Genomic DNA, 14996 nt, shown 5'->3' with positions numbered 1-14996 from the left:
TCGACCGCTATATGGTCCTGATATGACCACTGCCGCCCTGACCGCCGACGAGATCGAACGCTATGCCCGTCACATCGTGCTGCCCGAGGTTGGCGGCGCGGGCCAGCAAAGGCTCAAGCAGGCGCGAGTCCTGGTGATCGGCGCCGGCGGGCTCGGTGCGCCGGTGCTTGAATATCTCGCCGCGGCCGGCGTCGGTACGCTCGGCATTGTCGACGACGACACCGTGTCGCTCTCCAACCTGCAACGTCAGGTCATCCACGATACCGATAGCGTCGGCATGCTGAAGACGCAGAGCGCCAAGGCGGCTATTGCCCGCATCAATCCCAGCACATCGGTCGAAACACACACATTCCGGCTCACCGCGGAAAACGCCCCTGCCCTCGTCGCCCGCTACGACGTCGTCGTCGATGGATCCGACAATTTCGAAACCCGTTATGTGGTGGCCGACGCATGCGCCAGCCAAGCGAAGCCCTTGGTGCATGCAGCCGTCGGACGTTTCGATGGCTCGGTGACGGTGTTGAAGCCTTTTGAAGACGGCAGCGACGGCAAGCCGAACCCGAGCTATCGGGACCTGTTTCCCGAAGCCCCGCCGCCGGGCCTGGTGCCGTCCTGTGCCGAGGCCGGGGTGCTCGGCGCACTGACCGGGGTCGTCGGCACGCTGCAGGCGATGGAGGCGATCAAGCTGGTCACCGGTATAGGCGAGCCGCTGATCGGCCGACTGCTGCTCTATGATGCGCTGGCCGCGCGCTTCGAGACGATCCGCTACAAGAGACGCTGATCTTGGAACAATCCCATGTTTCGATCACGCGGATCCCGGCCGATTTCGAGCGCTGGGATGATGTGCTTGCCCTCATAACGCATGCCTTTGCCTTCATGGACGGCATCATCGATCCGCCGTCATCGGCTCACCTGCTCACGGTCGATGCGCTGCGCGCGAAGGCCCTGCGGGAGACAGGCTTTCTGGCACTCGACGGCGACAGGATCGTTGGCTGCGTTTTTGCTCTCGAAAGGACTAACGGCTTTTATGTCGGCAAGCTCGCCGTTGCCCCTGGAGCGCCAGGGGCAAGGCCTTGGCCGGCGGCTGATGCAAGCGGCCGAAGATCTGGCCCGCAGCCGCGGCAAGGCCGCCATCGAACTGCAGACGAGGGTCGAACTCACCGCAAATCATGCCGCCTTTGCCCGGCTCGGCTTTCACGAGACCGACAGGACGGCGCATGACGGCCATGACAGGCCGACGTCCGTCACCATGCGCAAAACGATTTTGTAAGTCTCAACTTACGTTAAACGGGGCCGCCCCCCGGCGGGTCTCAGGTTCTGAGCGGCAGCACGCGGTCCGGCGGGCGATGGCCGTCGACAAAGGCGCGGATATTGATGATGACCTTCTCGCCCATGTCGATACGGCCCTCCAGCGTGGCCGAGCCCATATGCGGCAGAAGCACGACCTTGTTCCTGGCAGCGAGCTTCAAGAGCTTGCCGTTCAGGGCTGGCTCGTGCTCGTAAACATCGAGGCCTGCGCCGGCGATCTTGCCGTCCTGGATCAGCTTGACCAGCGCTTCTTCGTCGATGATGTCGCCGCGGGCGGTGTTGACGATATAGGCGGAGGGCTGCAGCAACGCCAGCCGCCGTGCCGACAAAAGATGGAAGGTCGCGGGCGTCGACGGGCAATTGACCGAGATGATGTCCATGCGGGCCAGCATCTGGTCGAGACTCTCCCAGTACGTCGCCTCCAACCCGTCCTCGACCGCCTGCAGCACGCGATGCCGGTTGTGGTAGTGGATGGACAGGCCGAACGCCTTGGCCCGCCTGGCAACGGCGGTGCCGATGCGGCCCATGCCGACAATGCCGAGCCGCTTGCCCCATATGCGCCGGCCAAGCATCCAGGTCGGGGACCAGCCGGCCCATTTCTTGTCGCCAGTAAGCACGCTGGCGCCTTCCGCCAGCCGGCGCGGCACGGCCAGCATCAGTGCCATGGTCATGTCGGCGGTATCTTCGGTGAGCACGTTGGGCGTGTTGGTGACGGTGATGCCCCTCTTGGCCGCCGCCGCCACGTCGATCTTGTCGACGCCGTTGCCGAAATTGGCGATCAGCTTGAGATTGTCGCCGGCCTGGGCAATCAGTGCGGCATCGATCTGGTCGGTCACGGTCGGCACCAGTACGTCGGCTTCCTTGACCGCGGCGACGAGTTCCGGCTGCGTCATCGGCCTGTCCTCGACATTCAGCCTCGCGTCGAACAGTTCGCGCATGCGGGTCTCGACCGGGTCGGGCAGCTTTCGCGTGATGACCACGAGAGGCTTCTTTTTGCCTACCATTGTTTCCCTCGTTGAGACCTCTTTAACCAAGACCGGCGAAACTGAAAGCTGGTCGCGGCAGCCGATTTACCCATGTAACAAGCGGTGCCGCCGAAGACAAAGAAAAAGGGGTGCCGCAGCCGTCGAGCCGGCGCCGAAAGGAACGAAAGTGTCTGGTTTCGCGTCGCTTCGCCTGGCCCTCAGCGCAGCATTTCTCGGCGCTCTCCTCTATTCTCCGCTTGCAGGCGCGCAGAGCGCGGCCGCCCCTGCCCAGAGTGCCATCACGCTCGGGCCGAGCGGCCTGCCACTGCCGCGATTCGTCAGCCTGAAATCCGGCCGCGTCAACTCGCGCGTCGGGCCCGGCGCCAACTATTCGGTCGACTGGATGTATATGAAGGCCGGCCTGCCCATGGAGATCATCCAGGAGTTCGATACATGGCGGCGCGTGCGCGACGCCGACGGCTCGGAAGGCTGGATCAACCAATCGCTGCTCTCGGGTCGCCGCACCGCGATCATTGCGCCATGGCAGCGCGGCAAGGGCGGCCAGGTCAATCTTCTGAAGGGTCCCGACAACGATGCCAGGGTGGTGGCGATCGTCGAACCCGGCGTGATGGGCACGATCAAGTCCTGCGACGGCCAGTGGTGCGAAATGACGCTCGACGGCCATACAGGCTGGCTTGCCCAGTCGCTCGTCTGGGGGGCTTATCCTGGCGAGCGGGTCAAGGACTGAACGTCTCGCGCTTGCGGCCGATAGGGCCAAGATGAGTGTCCTGAAAGCCAGTTGACAGCTTCAAGCCGTAGCCCAGTGCCCGATCGATCGCGATATGGGCGATCCAGATCAGAGCGATGGCGCTGCCGACCGCACTGCCGGCAAGATGCCCGGCGTACGATCAGCGTGTGCAAGGCGTTGTAGGCAATGGCGCCGATGCGCGGTCCCGCCAGATAGAAGACCATCGACAGGTCGGGCGCCAGGATGAGCAGTGCGAAGAGCCACCAGGAAACGGCCGTCGCGCCATAGACGACGATTGCGGCAACCGCCACGGCGGCCCATTCGAGCCGCACTATCCAATCGAGGGATTTCATCCCAGACGGATTATTCCGGCCAGACGGATTATCTTGGCCTGGCGGATTATTCGGGCCTCGGTCATTCCGGACGCTTGGGACGCAACCTCACCACGATATCGACATTGGCGATCTCCATGCCTTCGGGCGGCTCCGGCAGATTAGTCACGGTTACCGGACCGTTGGCGATGTCGAATATCCTGTTTTCGCCTTCGATATAGAAATGGTGGTGGTCGGAAGTGTTGGTGTCGAAGTAGGTCTTGGAACCTTCGACGGCGAGAATGCGCAACAGCCCCGCCTGGGTAAACTGGTGAAGCGCGTTGTAGACGGTGGCCAGCGACACCGGCACGCCGGCGGCCTGCGCCTCCTCGTGCAGTTCCTCAGCCGACAAATGGCGGTCGCCCTTGGCGAAAAGCAGGTCCGCCAGCGCAATGCGCTGTCGCGTCGGCCTCAGGCCGGCTTCACGTACCCGCTTGTCCACAGCGACGTTTTCCTTCCGGCAGCCCCGGTCCATCTGGTCTTCCAAGCTCACAGTCCCGCTTCAAGACACGCCCAGAATGGCAAAAAAATGAATGTCTGCCGAAACCGGACCCCTGTTGACATATATTCTGTCGCCCGAATGCGATCAATAGCGCGCATTGACCCGGGCAGACTGGCGGGTTAAGCGCAAGCGCCGGTTTCCGGCCTGAAACAGATTGTGTTAGGACACCAACGACAAGGGCGCGCTACCGCCCGGACGATATGGGGACGAAATTGATGGCGGGTTCGAAATCCAGCTACGACTACGAAGAATTGCTGGCCTGCGCCCGCGGCGAGCTGTTCGGAGAGGGCAATGCGCAGCTGCCCTACCCGCCGATGCTGATGTTCGATCGTATCACCGACGTCAGCGAGACCGGCGGCGCCTTCGACAAGGGCTTCATCCGCGCGGAATTCGATATCAAGCCCGACCTGTGGTTCTTTGCCTGCCATTTCATCGGCAATCCGATCATGCCGGGGTGTCTCGGCCTGGACGCCCTGTGGCAACTGACCGGCTTCTATCTCGGCTGGCTTGGCGAACCCGGCAAGGGAATGGCGCTGTCGACCGGAGAGGTCAAGTTCAAGGGCATGGTCACGCCATCGGTCAAGAAGGTCGAGTATGGCGTGGATTTCAAGCGTGTGATGCGCGGCCGGCTGGTGCTCGGCATCGCTGACGGCTGGATGAAGGCGGATGGCGAGCCCATATATGCGGCGACGGACCTGAAAGTCGGCCTGTCGAAGCAGTCGGCGGTCGCTTGACCGCAGCCCTGGCCCGCCCATTGGCCAGCATCCCTGGAAGGAGTTGCGAATGAGACGCGTCGTAGTCACAGGCCTCGGCATCGTGTCGTCGATCGGCAACAATGCCAACGAGGTGCAGACTTCGCTGCATGACGCCAGATCCGGCATCAGCTTTTCCGATTCCTTTGCCGAGCATGGCTTCCGCTGCCAGGTCTGGGGCGCGCCGACGCTCGACCCTTCCGCCATGATCGATCGCCGCGCGATGCGCTTCCTGAGCCAGGGCGCGGCCTGGAATCATGTCGCCATGGACCAGGCGATCGCGGATGCCGGCCTCGGCGAGAACGACATCACCAACGAGCGCACCGGCATCGTCATGGGCTCGGGCGGCCCTTCGACCCGCACCATCGTCGAGGCGGCCGAAACCACGCTCAAGAACGGCAGCCCCAAGCGCATCGGTCCCTTCGCGGTGCCGAAGGCTATGTCGTCGACGGCCTCGGCAACTTTGGCCACCTGGTTCAAGATCCATGGCGTCAATTATTCGATCTCGTCGGCCTGCTCGACCTCGGCGCACTGCATCGGCAATGGTTACGAGCTGATCCAGTGGGGCAAGCAGGACATTGTTTTTGCCGGCGGCCACGAGGATCTCGACTGGACAATGTCGGACCTGTTCGACGCCATGGGCGCCATGTCATCCAAGTTCAACGACAGGGCCTCGACCGCATCGCGCGCGTATGATGCCAATCGCGACGGCTTCGTCATTGCCGGCGGCGCCGGCGTGCTGGTGCTGGAGGAGTTGGAACATGCGAAGGCGCGCGGCGCCAAGATCTACGCCGAGATCGTCGGCTATGGCGCGACCTCGGACGGCTACGACATGGTGGCGCCCTCGGGCGAAGGCGCGGTCCGCTGCATGCGCCAGGCGCTGGCGACGGTCTCCACGCCGGTCGACTACATCAACACCCACGGCACCTCGACGCCAGTTGGCGATTCCAGGGAAATGGGCGCGATCCGTGAAGTGTTCGGCGAGAAGATGCCGTTCATCACGTCGACGAAGTCGCTGACCGGCCACTCGCTGGGCGCGGCGGGCGTGCAGGAATCCATCTATTCGATCCTGATGATGCAAGGGGGCTTCATCGGCGAAAGCGCCCATATCGAGACGCTCGATCCGGAATTCGAGGGCATGCCGATCGTACGCAAGCGCATCGACAATGCCGGGATCGACACGGTTCTGTCGAATTCGTTTGGTTTCGGCGGCACCAACGCAACGCTCGTTTTCCAGCGCTATTCCGCATAAGGCCAAGTTTTTCATATAAGGATTGCAGGCCATGGACGGATTGATGAAGGGCAAGCGCGGGCTTGTCATGGGTGTGGCCAACGATCATTCGATCGCCTGGGGCATCGCCCGGAAATTATCCGAACATGGGGCGGAACTCGCCTTCACCTACCAGGGCGAGGCTTTCGGCCGCCGCGTGAAGCCGCTCGCCGACAAGCTCGGCGCTTCGCTTGTCGTTCCCTGCGACGTCGAGGACAGCGCTTCGGTCGCCGCCACGTTCGAGACGCTCGGCAAGGCGTGGGGCGGACTGGACTTCATCGTCCATGCCATAGGTTTTTCCGACAAGAACGAGCTGAAGGGCCTCTATGCCGACACCAGCCGGGACAATTTCATCCGCACCATGGTGATCTCCTGCTATTCCTTCACCGAGGTAGCCCGCCATGCCGCGCCGCTGATGGCCAGCGGCGGTTCGATGATCACGCTGACCTATGCCGGCTCGGTTCGCGTCATGCCGAACTACAATGTCATGGGCGTTGCCAAGGCTGGGCTCGAGGCCAGCGTGCGCTACCTCGCCAACGACTACGGTCCGCGCGGCATCCGCGTCAACGGCATCTCGGCAGGTCCGGTCCGTACATTGGCCGGCGCCGGCATTTCGGACGCCCGCCACATGTTCTCCTACCAGCAGCGCAACTCGCCGCTGCGCCGTACGGTGACGATCGACGAGGTCGGCGGCTCCGCGCTTTATCTCCTGTCCGACCTTGCTTCCGGTGTCACGGGCGAAATCCACTATGTCGATTCCGGCTACCATATCGTCTCGATGCCGACGCTCGATGAGCTCAAGCAGACGGATGGCGGGCGAGACTGAGGAGCGATCCCGCCAAGCGGGGTCCTTTGCCAGTAAAGAAAATAATCCTCTCCAGTAAAATTCGATGCATTGGCGGAAACTCATTTTAAGAGGATTCCCGTTATAGAGCCTTCGATCTGGGGATTTTTCATGCGTGCCGTCAGCAATCCGAAGCGAACACCTGTGTTCCGACTGCTCACGATAGCAAGTTCGGGTATCGGCAGTTTCGTCCTCGGCATCTGGGGTCTGAAGCACGGTCTCGGCGTCGGGTTTGCCGGCATACCGGCGGATATGATGGTGTCGATCATGGCCGCGCTTTGCGCGCTGGCGGCATCGGTGGCGGCAATGTCCTTCTTCGCCGGCGTCGATGAATCGGCGGATTTCGTCTTCAACGAAACCCATTTCGACAAGCTGACCGGACTGCTGGCACGCCCGGCCATGGTCGGCAAAATCGCCGAGGCGGCATGCGCGACAAGCCGGACCGGGGAGCCGGTGTTCCTGATCGACATCGACATCGACCGGTTCAAGCAGATCAACGACGCGATCGGCTACACACAGGGCGACGAACTGATCCGCGCCTTCACCAAGCGGCTGCACGGCTGCGTGCCCGCGCGCGCCCTGATCGGCCGCATCGGAGCCGGCGAGTTCGCGGTGCTGCTGCCGGACCATCAGATTCAGGGAACCCTGGAAAGCATGGTCGAGAGGCTCATCGACGAATTGATGGAGCCCTATGAACTCAGCAGCCACCAGCAATCGGTGAGCGTGTCGGTCGGCATCGTGGCGATGCCGAAGGACGGTATCGATCCGGTCCTCATCCTGCGGCGCTCCAACCTGGCGCTGCAGAACGCACGTGCCAGCGGGGTTGGCAACTGGTCAGTCTTCAACGGTGAGATGGGGCGGGTGGCCGACCATCGCCAATGGGTCGAATCCGAACTGCACAACGCCTTTGAGCGCGGTGACTTCGACCTGCACTATCAGCCGCAGCTCGACCTCCCGAGTGGCCGCATCGTCGGCTACGAGGCGTTGATCCGCTGGAAACATCCCGAACGCGGCATGATCCCCCCGATGGAGTTCATCCAGATCGCCGAGGAGACGGGCATGATCAACCCGATCGGCGAATGGGTGCTGCGCAAGGCCTGCAGCGATGCCCGCCATCTGCCGGACGACTGTTTCGTCGCTGTCAACATCTCGCCGGTCCAGTTCATGACCAAGGACTTCGTCGGTGTCGTGCGCGACACGATGCGGGCCACCGGCATTAAGCCGTCACGGCTGGAACTGGAAGTCACCGAGACAGCGATGATGCAGGACCGCGATCGCGCGGCCGCCATCCTGAAAGAGCTTGCCGCCCTGGGCATTTCGGTAGCCGTGGATGATTTCGGCACCGGCTATTCCAACCTCAGCTATCTGATCGACTTCTCGTTCGGCAAGCTGAAGATCGACCGTTCCTTCGTCAGCCGCATCGATACCGATGCCAGCTCCGGCGCGGTCGTCTCGACCATTGTCGGGCTGTCGCGGGCGCTCGGCGTCAGCATCATTGCGGAAGGCGTCGAGACTGAAAGCCAGGCGACGCTGCTGCGGGCCGCCGGCTGCGAGGTGGTGCAAGGCTACCTGTTCGGGCGACCGGCGCCGCTCAAGATCGGCCTCGGCGACGGCCATGCCGCCAACGACGTGAAGCGTGTCGCCAACCTGCATTGATAACCCGCCGCACCGTATTACCGCCGTGCAACATGCACCTTGAACATGCCGTCGCGGGCAAGCTCCGCATGGCTGGCAAAGGCGGCTGACAGCACCGGTTCGTAAGGAAGCTGGCGGTTGGCGACCATGAACAGGCGTCCACCGGGCTTCAGGGCCTTGGCTGCCGCGCGGATCATGCCGGCACCGATCTCCGGCTCCGCCGCACGGCTGCGATGGAAGGGCGGGTTCATGGCGATAACGTCGTAACGATGCTGGACAGGCTCGGCGAGCAGATCCGTCCAGAAGAAGCCCCGCGCCACGGTATTGCCGAGGTTACCGCGAGCCGCCTCCAGCGCATCGAAATCGGCCTCGTAGAGATCGAGAGCGGACAGGCCCGGCGAGCGGGCAGCCATCTCGGCGGCCACATAGCCCCAGCCGGCGCAGAAGTCGGCCGCACTGCCACGCAGATCGCCGGGCAGGTTGTCGACCAGCAGTTTCGAACCGGCATCGACGCGATCGAAGGAGAACATGCCGGGTGCGGTGTGGAATCGGTCCCCAACCAGCAAGGCGGGATTGGCGGCGCGAAGCGCGGCGGCGGCTTGCATATCAACCGGGCGGTGCAGCCAGAAGGCGATGCCGTGATATTTCGGCAGGTGGCCGTCGAGCGGCACGAGATCGCCGACGCGCTTGCGCAGGCTGGCGATGCCATCCTCCTTGCCACCGGCAACGATGATCAATCCGCCCTCGGCCACGCACTCGATAGCCTCGGCGACGCGCAGTTCGTTCTGGCCGCGATGGCGGCCGGCGAGCACCAGCGCGGCATCAAAACCGTCACCGGCTGGTTGCGGCGTCACCGTGAAGCCCGCGGCCTGCAACGCGCGGAAATGCGGCCGGAAGCCCTGCACGAGATGCAGCGCGGCTTCGAAACCCGTTGGCAAGTGCAGGCTTGGTTCGGCGCCGAGGAAGAGTATGCGCTCGCCCTTCCCCGGCACGGAAACAGCCGCGGCCTCGAACGGGTGAAAAAGCGTCTTCAGCGCTTCAGCAGACATAGCCGTGCTCCATAAACGAAAACGGGCGCGACCTAAGCCGCGCCCGCCTCGTTTTTCCGCCAGATCGCTCAGGCGGCGTTTTCTTCGCCTTCGGTCTTCTTGTCGCGGGCGACTTCCTTGCCGGTGGCCTGGTCGACGACCTTCATCGACAGACGAACCTTGCCGCGCTCGTCGAAGCCCATCAGCTTGACCCAGACCTTGTCGCCTTCCTTGACCACGTCCGAGGTCTTGGCGACCCGGTCATTGGCGAGCTGCGAGATGTGGACGAGACCGTCACGCGGGCCGAAGAAGTTGACGAAGGCGCCGAAGTCGGCGGTCTTGACGACCGTGCCTTCGTAGATTTCGCCCACTTCCGGCTCGGCGACGATGGTGTGAATCCACTTCTTCGCCGCCTCGATCTCCTTGGCGTTCGAGGAAGCGATCTTGACCGTACCGTCGTCCTCGATGTTGATCTTGGCGCCAGTCTTCTCGACGATCTCGCGGATCACCTTGCCGCCCGATCCGATGACGTCGCGAATCTTGTCGGTCGGGATGTGCATGACCTCGATGCGCGGCGCGAACTCGCCGAGCTCGGGGCGGGCGCCGGTCAGCGCATGCGCCATCTCGCCCAGGATATGCAGGCGGCCGTCCTTGGCCTGGCCGAGGGCGATCTTCATGATCTCCTCGGTGATGCCGTCGATCTTGATGTCCATCTGCAGCGAGGTGATGCCGCCTTCGGTGCCGGCGACCTTGAAGTCCATGTCGCCGAGGTGATCCTCGTCACCAAGGATGTCGGAGAGCACGGCGAAGCGCTCTCCTTCCTTGATCAGGCCCATGGCGATGCCGGCAACCGGCTTGGCCAGCGGCACGCCGGCATCCATCAGCGCCAGCGAGGTACCGCAGACGGTAGCCATCGACGACGAACCGTTGGACTCGGTGATCTCCGAGACGACACGCAGCGTGTAGGGGAACTGGTCAGCGCTCGGCAGCATCGGACGGATGGCGCGCCAGGCGAGCTTGCCATGGCCGATTTCGCGGCGGCCCGGCGAGCCCATACGGCCGGTCTCGCCGACGGAGTAGGGAGGGAAGTTGTAGTGAAGGAGGAACTTCTCCTTGTACATGCCGGTCAAGGAATCGACATACTGCTCGTCCTCGCCAGTGCCGAGCGTGGCAACGACCAGCGCCTGGGTCTCGCCGCGGGTGAACAGCGCCGAGCCGTGGGTGCGCGGCAGGACGCCGACCTCGGAGACGATCTTACGGACCGTCTTCAGGTCGCGGCCGTCGATGCGCGCGCCAGTGTCGAGAATGTTCCAGCGCACGACCTTGGCCTGGAGTTCCTTGAACACCGAGCCGATCTGTTCGGAGGTGTATTTGGGGTCTTCGCCTTCGGCCGGGGCAAACGCTGCCTTGACCTTGGCCTTGACGGCGTCGACCGCGGCGTAACGCTTCTGCTTGTCGACGTTCTTGTAGGCATCGCTGAGCTCGTCGCCGACGATCTTCAGCATCTCGGCCTCAAGCGCGGAATAATCCGGCGCGGTGAAGTCGCGCGGCTCCTTGGCGGCAACTTCGGCCAGCTTGATGATGGCGTCGATGACCGGCTGGAAACCCTTGTGGCCAAACATGACGGCGCCGAGCATCAGCTCTTCACCGAGTTCCTTGGCTTCCGACTCGACCATCAGCACGGCGTCGGTGGTGCCGGCGACGACGAGATCGAGCTTGGACTCCTGCATCTCGTCGACATGCGGGTTGAGCACGTATTCGCCGTTGATGTAGCCGACGCGCGCGCCGCCGATCGGGCCCATGAAGGGAACGCCCGACAGGGTCAGGGCCGCCGAGGTGGCGACGATCGACAGGATGTCCGGGTCATTTTCGAGGTCATGCTGGACGACGGTGACGACGATCTGCGTGTCGTTCTTGTAGCCGTCGGCGAAGAGCGGGCGGATCGGGCGGTCGATGAGGCGGGAAACCAGCGTTTCCTTTTCGCTCGGACGGCCTTCACGCTTGAAATAGCCGCCCGGGATCTTGCCGGCGGCATACGTCTTTTCCTGGTAGTTGACGGTCAGCGGAAAGAAGTCGAGGCCGGGCTTGGGCTCCTTCATCGAAACGACGGTGGCCAGAACCTTGGTCTCGCCGTAGGTGGCGAGCACCGCGCCGTCAGCCTGGCGGGCGATCTTGCCGGTTTCGAGGATGAGCGGGCGACCGCCCCATTCGATTTCCACTTTGTGTTGATTGAACATGTCTTGTCCTTAATAAGCGGAAAGGGGCGCGCCGTTTCACGGTGCGCGGATGCCCTTTCCCTGGCTTCCTTTCTCGGGCAGCCACGGGCAAGACAACGGGAGGCTCGGGTGGTCAGGCGCGATGAGCGCGCACGAGCGTCCTGCAATCCTGCCCCATGACCGTCCATGGGCGGTTTCGAGTGGCCCACTGCACGCTCGAAACCGGATCTGGCCAGCCGATACGGCTGGCAGAATGCGTGACCGGCGGACCTTCCTGGGAAAGTCCGCCGGTCAATTCGTCAACGGCGCAGACCGAGCTTCTCGATCAGTGTCTGATAGCGCGCGTCGTCCTTGCGCTTGAGATAATCAAGCAGGCTGCGGCGCTGGGACACGAGAGCGAGCAGACCACGGCGGGAATGGTTGTCCTTCTTGTGGTCCTTGAAGTGGTCGGTCAGGTTCTTGATGCGCTCGGAAAGGATGGCCACCTGGACTTCCGGAGACCCGGTATCGCCCTTGGCGGTTGCGAATTCACCCATCAATTCCTGTTTGCGCTCGGCAGTAATCGACATCGTGTTTTTCCTTATCTGTTTGAGGAAACGGGTCGCCCACAGCCGGGATGTCGTCCAGCAGGGGCCGTGCATGCAAAGCGTCAAGGCGCTATGCTGCGGCGCATATAGTGCAATTCCCTGAAAAACACCAGCCCAATTCACAAGCCGGCTTTTGACGCTCAAATGGCGGGTTTGATCCCGTCAAAGCCATTTCTTCCACTTGAAGAATGCAATCAGCCCGACAGCGATGGCCGCCATGAACAGCAGCGACAAGGGATAGCCGTAATACGCCTTCAGCTCCGGCATGTTCCATGGCGAACTCGACGGGTCGAAATTCATGCCCCAGATGCCGACCAGGAAGGTGAGCGGCATGAAAATGACCGAGACGATGGTGAGATAGGAGATGACATCGTTGGTGCGGGCCTGGCTCAGCGACAGGTGCATCTCGATCAGGCCGGTCAGCATGTCGCGCTGGGTCTCGACGAGTTCGATCAGCCTGAGCGAATGGTCGAGCGTGTCGTTGAGGAAGACCTTGGTCCCGGCTGTCATATAGGCGACGTCATTGCGGATCAGCGTTGCCAGCGCATCGCGCATCGGCCACAGCACGCCTTTCAGGACATTGGCATCGCGCCGCAATTCATGCAGCTGCCGCATCTGGTGCTTGTGCGTGGAATGCAGCATCTGGTCCTCGATGCTATCGACCATGTCGCCGGTAGCCTCTATCGGCGGAAAATAGCTGTCGACGATGGCGTCGATCAACGCATAAGCGAGATAGTCGGCGCCGCGTGTGCGCAACCGGTTGGGCGCCGAACTCTCGATGCGCTTGCGCACGGGATCGAACGGATCGCCCTCGCGCTCCTGGAAAGTGATGACGAAGTTCTCGCCGAGAAAGAGAGCGATCTGTTCGTAGCGATGCGACGTGACGTCGTCGATCATGCGCACCACGACGAAGGCGTGATCCTCGAAGAAGTCGACTTTCGGCCGCTGGCCGGTGTTGACGACATCCTCCAGGGCCAGTGGATGCAGGCTGAAGATGCGGCCGATCTCCTCGATCAACTGGATGTTGGCGAGGCCGGTGCAGTCGAGCCAGATGATGGGCCATTTCCGGCAATTGGCCACGACATCGTCGATGCTGGCATTGTCGATCGTCTTGGACCTCTGCGGCGAGACCAGGGTCAGCCGCAATTCGGAGCGCCGCGCCGCCGGATCGGCGATCAGCGTGCCTGGCGAGGCGCCGACCGGTGGCCGCCTCGTCTTCACCGGCGCCCGCTTTTTCACCGCCTCGGCCTTTACCATGTGCCCCTCGAGCGTAAGCCCAACTGAAGTCAGACGAGACCGGTCACCCGGCAAAGACCCGCTTGGGCTTGAACATGCCTTGTTCGATGGCACCGATGGCAACCAGCTTGCCACGTGATGTCGCACAGGCTTCTTCGGCTTCCACCGGTGCGTCACGGCCACGAATGATGACCGGATTGCCGAGGCGGATCTTTGTCGCCGCGTCATCGCTGATGGCGATCTGCGGCAGGCAGTCGAGAGCAGCCGAGGTGTCGACCAGAAGCGCGTCGATGGCGCCGAAGTCGATCGGGGCTTCCGCCGCGTCGGCAGCGTCTGCCTCTGGGTCCGATTTGTCCTCGTCTTGCGCGCCAAAGCGGGCGGCCTCGAGTTCGGCGATGGTGACGAAGTCTTCCGGCGTGAACGGCTCGACCTCGACCCGGCGCAGTTCGCTGATATGGCCGAAGCAGCCGAGGTCGCGCCCCATGTCGCGGGCCAGGGAACGCACATAGGTGCCCTTGCCGCATTCGACTTCGAACACCGTCTGGTCCGGCTTGTGCTCGACAATGTCGAGCCGGCCGATCTCGATCTCACGTGGCGGTATGTCGACCGTCTCGCCTTCGCGGGCGAGGTCGTAGGCCCGCTCGCCCGCAATCTTGATGGCCGAGAATTGCGGCGGCGTCTGCATGATGACGCCGGTGTATTTCGGCAGCAGGGCCCGCACCTCGGCTTCGGCCGGACGCAGCTCGGAGCTCTTCGTCACCGGCCCTTCAAGATCGTCGGTGGAACGCTCATCGCCCCAGGCAACGGTGAAACGATAGACCTTGGCGCCGTCCTGCACATAGGGCACGGTCTTGGTGGCCTCGCCAAGCGCGATCGGCAGCATGCCGGAAGCCAGCGGATCGAGCGTGCCGGCATGACCGGCCTTTTCGGCCTGGAACAGCCATTTGATCTTGGAAACGGCCTCCGTCGAGCCCATGCCCACCGGCTTGTCCAGCACCACCCAGCCGGAGACCGGCCGACCCTTCTTCTTGCCGCGACGCGCCATTATTCTTCTTCCTTATTGCCGTCGCCATCTAGGTCGCGCGCCACTTCGGGCGACTTCAAGAGATCGTTGATCCTCGCGAAATTATCGAAGGAGGTATCCAGCCGAAAGCGGAACTCCGGCATGTATTTCATCTGCCGGAGCGCGCCCGAGACGCGGCCGCGCACGAATTTGGCATGCTTGTTCAGCGCCTCGATCACCGCATCGGCATCCTTGGCGCCGAGCGGCGAGACAAAGGCGGTGGCGATCTTGAGATCGGGCGACATGCGCACTTCGGAGACCGAAACGACCGCATTTTCAACCAACGGGTCGATGATCTCGCCGCGCTGCAAGGTTTCGGAGAGCGCATGGCGTACCTGCTCGCCGACGCGCAGCATGCGCTGGGATGGGCCTGATGTTGTGGAACGGGGCATTTTTCTCAATCCTGAAAGCGTGAGGCGCGGGATGGGACCGTGCCGCATGTCTCAAACGGTTATTCTCCAATAGCACCGAGGC

General features: G+C 62.9%; 14 protein-coding genes and 2 pseudogenes. 7 read left to right on the top strand and 9 right to left on the bottom strand.

Going from position 1 to position 14996, the window contains the following annotated elements:
* Positions 1-22: 22 nt before the first annotated feature.
* Positions 23-778 carry a molybdopterin-synthase adenylyltransferase MoeB gene (locus LB556_RS13545; RefSeq protein WP_224567774.1) on the top strand — a complete coding sequence of 252 codons (756 nt, stop codon included), beginning with the start codon at positions 23-25 and terminating at the stop codon, positions 776-778.
* 2 nt (positions 779-780) lie between these two features.
* A pseudogene (locus tag LB556_RS13540) lies at positions 781-1267 on the top strand (GNAT family N-acetyltransferase).
* Between the two features lie 40 nt (positions 1268-1307).
* Here LB556_RS13540 and LB556_RS13535 read toward each other — a convergent pair.
* Positions 1308-2309: a 2-hydroxyacid dehydrogenase gene (locus tag LB556_RS13535; protein WP_224567773.1), complete on the bottom strand. Its 1002-nt coding sequence runs from the start codon at positions 2307-2309 to the stop codon at positions 1308-1310.
* A 148-nt stretch (positions 2310-2457) separates the two neighbouring features.
* On the opposite strand from LB556_RS13535, the gene LB556_RS13530 reads away from it, so the two are divergent.
* On the top strand, positions 2458-3018 hold the full coding sequence (locus tag LB556_RS13530; RefSeq protein ID WP_224567772.1) for an SH3 domain-containing protein: 561 nt from the start codon (positions 2458-2460) through the stop codon (positions 3016-3018).
* On the opposite strand, the pseudogene LB556_RS13525 reads toward LB556_RS13530, so the two are convergent.
* A pseudogene (locus LB556_RS13525) lies at positions 3008-3371 on the bottom strand (DUF4260 domain-containing protein). The gene LB556_RS13530 and the pseudogene LB556_RS13525 sit on opposite strands and share 11 nt — an antisense overlap.
* Positions 3372-3432: 61 nt before the next feature.
* Positions 3433-3864, bottom strand: coding sequence for an iron response transcriptional regulator IrrA (gene irrA, locus LB556_RS13520; RefSeq protein ID WP_015313995.1), 432 nt, complete (start codon positions 3862-3864; stop codon positions 3433-3435).
* Positions 3865-4106: 242 nt separating this feature from the next.
* Between irrA and fabA the strand changes: the two genes are divergently transcribed.
* From fabA to LB556_RS13500, 4 genes are all read left to right on the top strand, one after another.
* Positions 4107-4625, top strand: coding sequence for a 3-hydroxyacyl-[acyl-carrier-protein] dehydratase FabA (gene fabA / locus LB556_RS13515; protein ID WP_224567771.1), 519 nt, complete (start codon positions 4107-4109; stop codon positions 4623-4625).
* 49 nt (positions 4626-4674) lie between these two features.
* The gene (fabB, locus tag LB556_RS13510) at positions 4675-5895 is read left to right on the top strand and encodes a beta-ketoacyl-ACP synthase I (RefSeq protein ID WP_224567770.1); all 1221 of its coding nucleotides are present in this window, start codon (positions 4675-4677) and stop codon (positions 5893-5895) included.
* A 31-nt stretch (positions 5896-5926) separates the two neighbouring features.
* A complete protein-coding gene (gene fabI / locus LB556_RS13505; protein WP_224567769.1) occupies positions 5927-6739 on the top strand; it encodes an enoyl-ACP reductase FabI in 813 nt (270 codons plus the stop codon).
* Positions 6740-6868: 129 nt separating this feature from the next.
* Positions 6869-8413: a putative bifunctional diguanylate cyclase/phosphodiesterase gene (locus LB556_RS13500; protein ID WP_224567768.1), complete on the top strand. Its 1545-nt coding sequence runs from the start codon at positions 6869-6871 to the stop codon at positions 8411-8413.
* Positions 8414-8430: 17 nt separating this feature from the next.
* Here the strand turns inward: LB556_RS13500 and LB556_RS13495 are convergent, their stop codons facing one another.
* From LB556_RS13495 to rbfA, 6 genes are all read right to left on the bottom strand, one after another.
* The gene (locus LB556_RS13495) at positions 8431-9441 is read right to left on the bottom strand and encodes a class I SAM-dependent methyltransferase (RefSeq protein WP_224567766.1); all 1011 of its coding nucleotides are present in this window, start codon (positions 9439-9441) and stop codon (positions 8431-8433) included.
* A 68-nt stretch (positions 9442-9509) separates the two neighbouring features.
* Entirely contained in the window at positions 9510-11657 is a 2148-nt protein-coding gene (gene pnp, locus LB556_RS13490; RefSeq protein WP_224567764.1) for a polyribonucleotide nucleotidyltransferase, read from the bottom strand.
* 278 nt (positions 11658-11935) lie between these two features.
* Positions 11936-12277 carry a 30S ribosomal protein S15 gene (gene rpsO, locus LB556_RS13485; protein WP_281040214.1) on the bottom strand — a complete coding sequence of 114 codons (342 nt, stop codon included), beginning with the start codon at positions 12275-12277 and terminating at the stop codon, positions 11936-11938.
* A 108-nt stretch (positions 12278-12385) separates the two neighbouring features.
* Complete coding sequence (gene corA, locus LB556_RS13480; protein ID WP_224567762.1) at positions 12386-13480, bottom strand: magnesium/cobalt transporter CorA; 1095 nt, start codon at positions 13478-13480, stop codon at positions 12386-12388.
* Positions 13481-13523: 43 nt separating this feature from the next.
* Positions 13524-14504, bottom strand: a complete 981-nt coding sequence (truB, locus tag LB556_RS13475) for a tRNA pseudouridine(55) synthase TruB (protein ID WP_224567760.1) — start codon at positions 14502-14504, stop codon at positions 13524-13526.
* The gene (gene rbfA / locus LB556_RS13470) at positions 14504-14914 is read right to left on the bottom strand and encodes a 30S ribosome-binding factor RbfA (protein ID WP_224567758.1); all 411 of its coding nucleotides are present in this window, start codon (positions 14912-14914) and stop codon (positions 14504-14506) included. Before rbfA ends, truB begins: the two co-directional genes overlap by 1 nt.
* Between the last annotated feature and the right edge of the window lie 82 nt (positions 14915-14996).

Origin of the sequence: Mesorhizobium sp. ES1-4 (assembly GCF_020164745.1) — a bacterium.
Taxonomy (GTDB): domain Bacteria; phylum Pseudomonadota; class Alphaproteobacteria; order Rhizobiales; family Rhizobiaceae; genus Mesorhizobium.
Note: the sequence above shows the minus strand (reverse complement) of the source record. Positions and strands in the feature narration are given on the sequence as shown.

Bases quoted from the DNA above. Each gene is read 5' to 3' on its own strand.
- LB556_RS13545 (WP_224567774.1), top strand. From the start codon at position 23: ATGACCACTGCCGCCCTGACCGCCGACGAGATCGAACGCTATGCCCGT.
- LB556_RS13535 (WP_224567773.1), bottom strand. From the start codon at position 2,309: ATGGTAGGCAAAAAGAAGCCTCTCGTGGTCATCACGCGAAAGCTGCCC.
- irrA (WP_015313995.1), bottom strand. From the start codon at position 3,864: ATGGACCGGGGCTGCCGGAAGGAAAACGTCGCTGTGGACAAGCGGGTA.
- fabA (WP_224567771.1), top strand. From the start codon at position 4,107: ATGGCGGGTTCGAAATCCAGCTACGACTACGAAGAATTGCTGGCCTGC.
- fabB (WP_224567770.1), top strand. From the start codon at position 4,675: ATGAGACGCGTCGTAGTCACAGGCCTCGGCATCGTGTCGTCGATCGGC.
- fabI (WP_224567769.1), top strand. From the start codon at position 5,927: ATGGACGGATTGATGAAGGGCAAGCGCGGGCTTGTCATGGGTGTGGCC.
- LB556_RS13500 (WP_224567768.1), top strand. From the start codon at position 6,869: ATGCGTGCCGTCAGCAATCCGAAGCGAACACCTGTGTTCCGACTGCTC.
- LB556_RS13495 (WP_224567766.1), bottom strand. From the start codon at position 9,441: ATGTCTGCTGAAGCGCTGAAGACGCTTTTTCACCCGTTCGAGGCCGCG.
- pnp (WP_224567764.1), bottom strand. From the start codon at position 11,657: ATGTTCAATCAACACAAAGTGGAAATCGAATGGGGCGGTCGCCCGCTC.
- rpsO (WP_281040214.1), bottom strand. From the start codon at position 12,277: ATGCACGGCCCCTGCTGGACGACATCCCGGCTGTGGGCGACCCGTTTC.
- corA (WP_224567762.1), bottom strand. From the start codon at position 13,480: ATGGTAAAGGCCGAGGCGGTGAAAAAGCGGGCGCCGGTGAAGACGAGG.
- truB (WP_224567760.1), bottom strand. From the start codon at position 14,504: ATGGCGCGTCGCGGCAAGAAGAAGGGTCGGCCGGTCTCCGGCTGGGTG.
- rbfA (WP_224567758.1), bottom strand. From the start codon at position 14,914: ATGCCCCGTTCCACAACATCAGGCCCATCCCAGCGCATGCTGCGCGTC.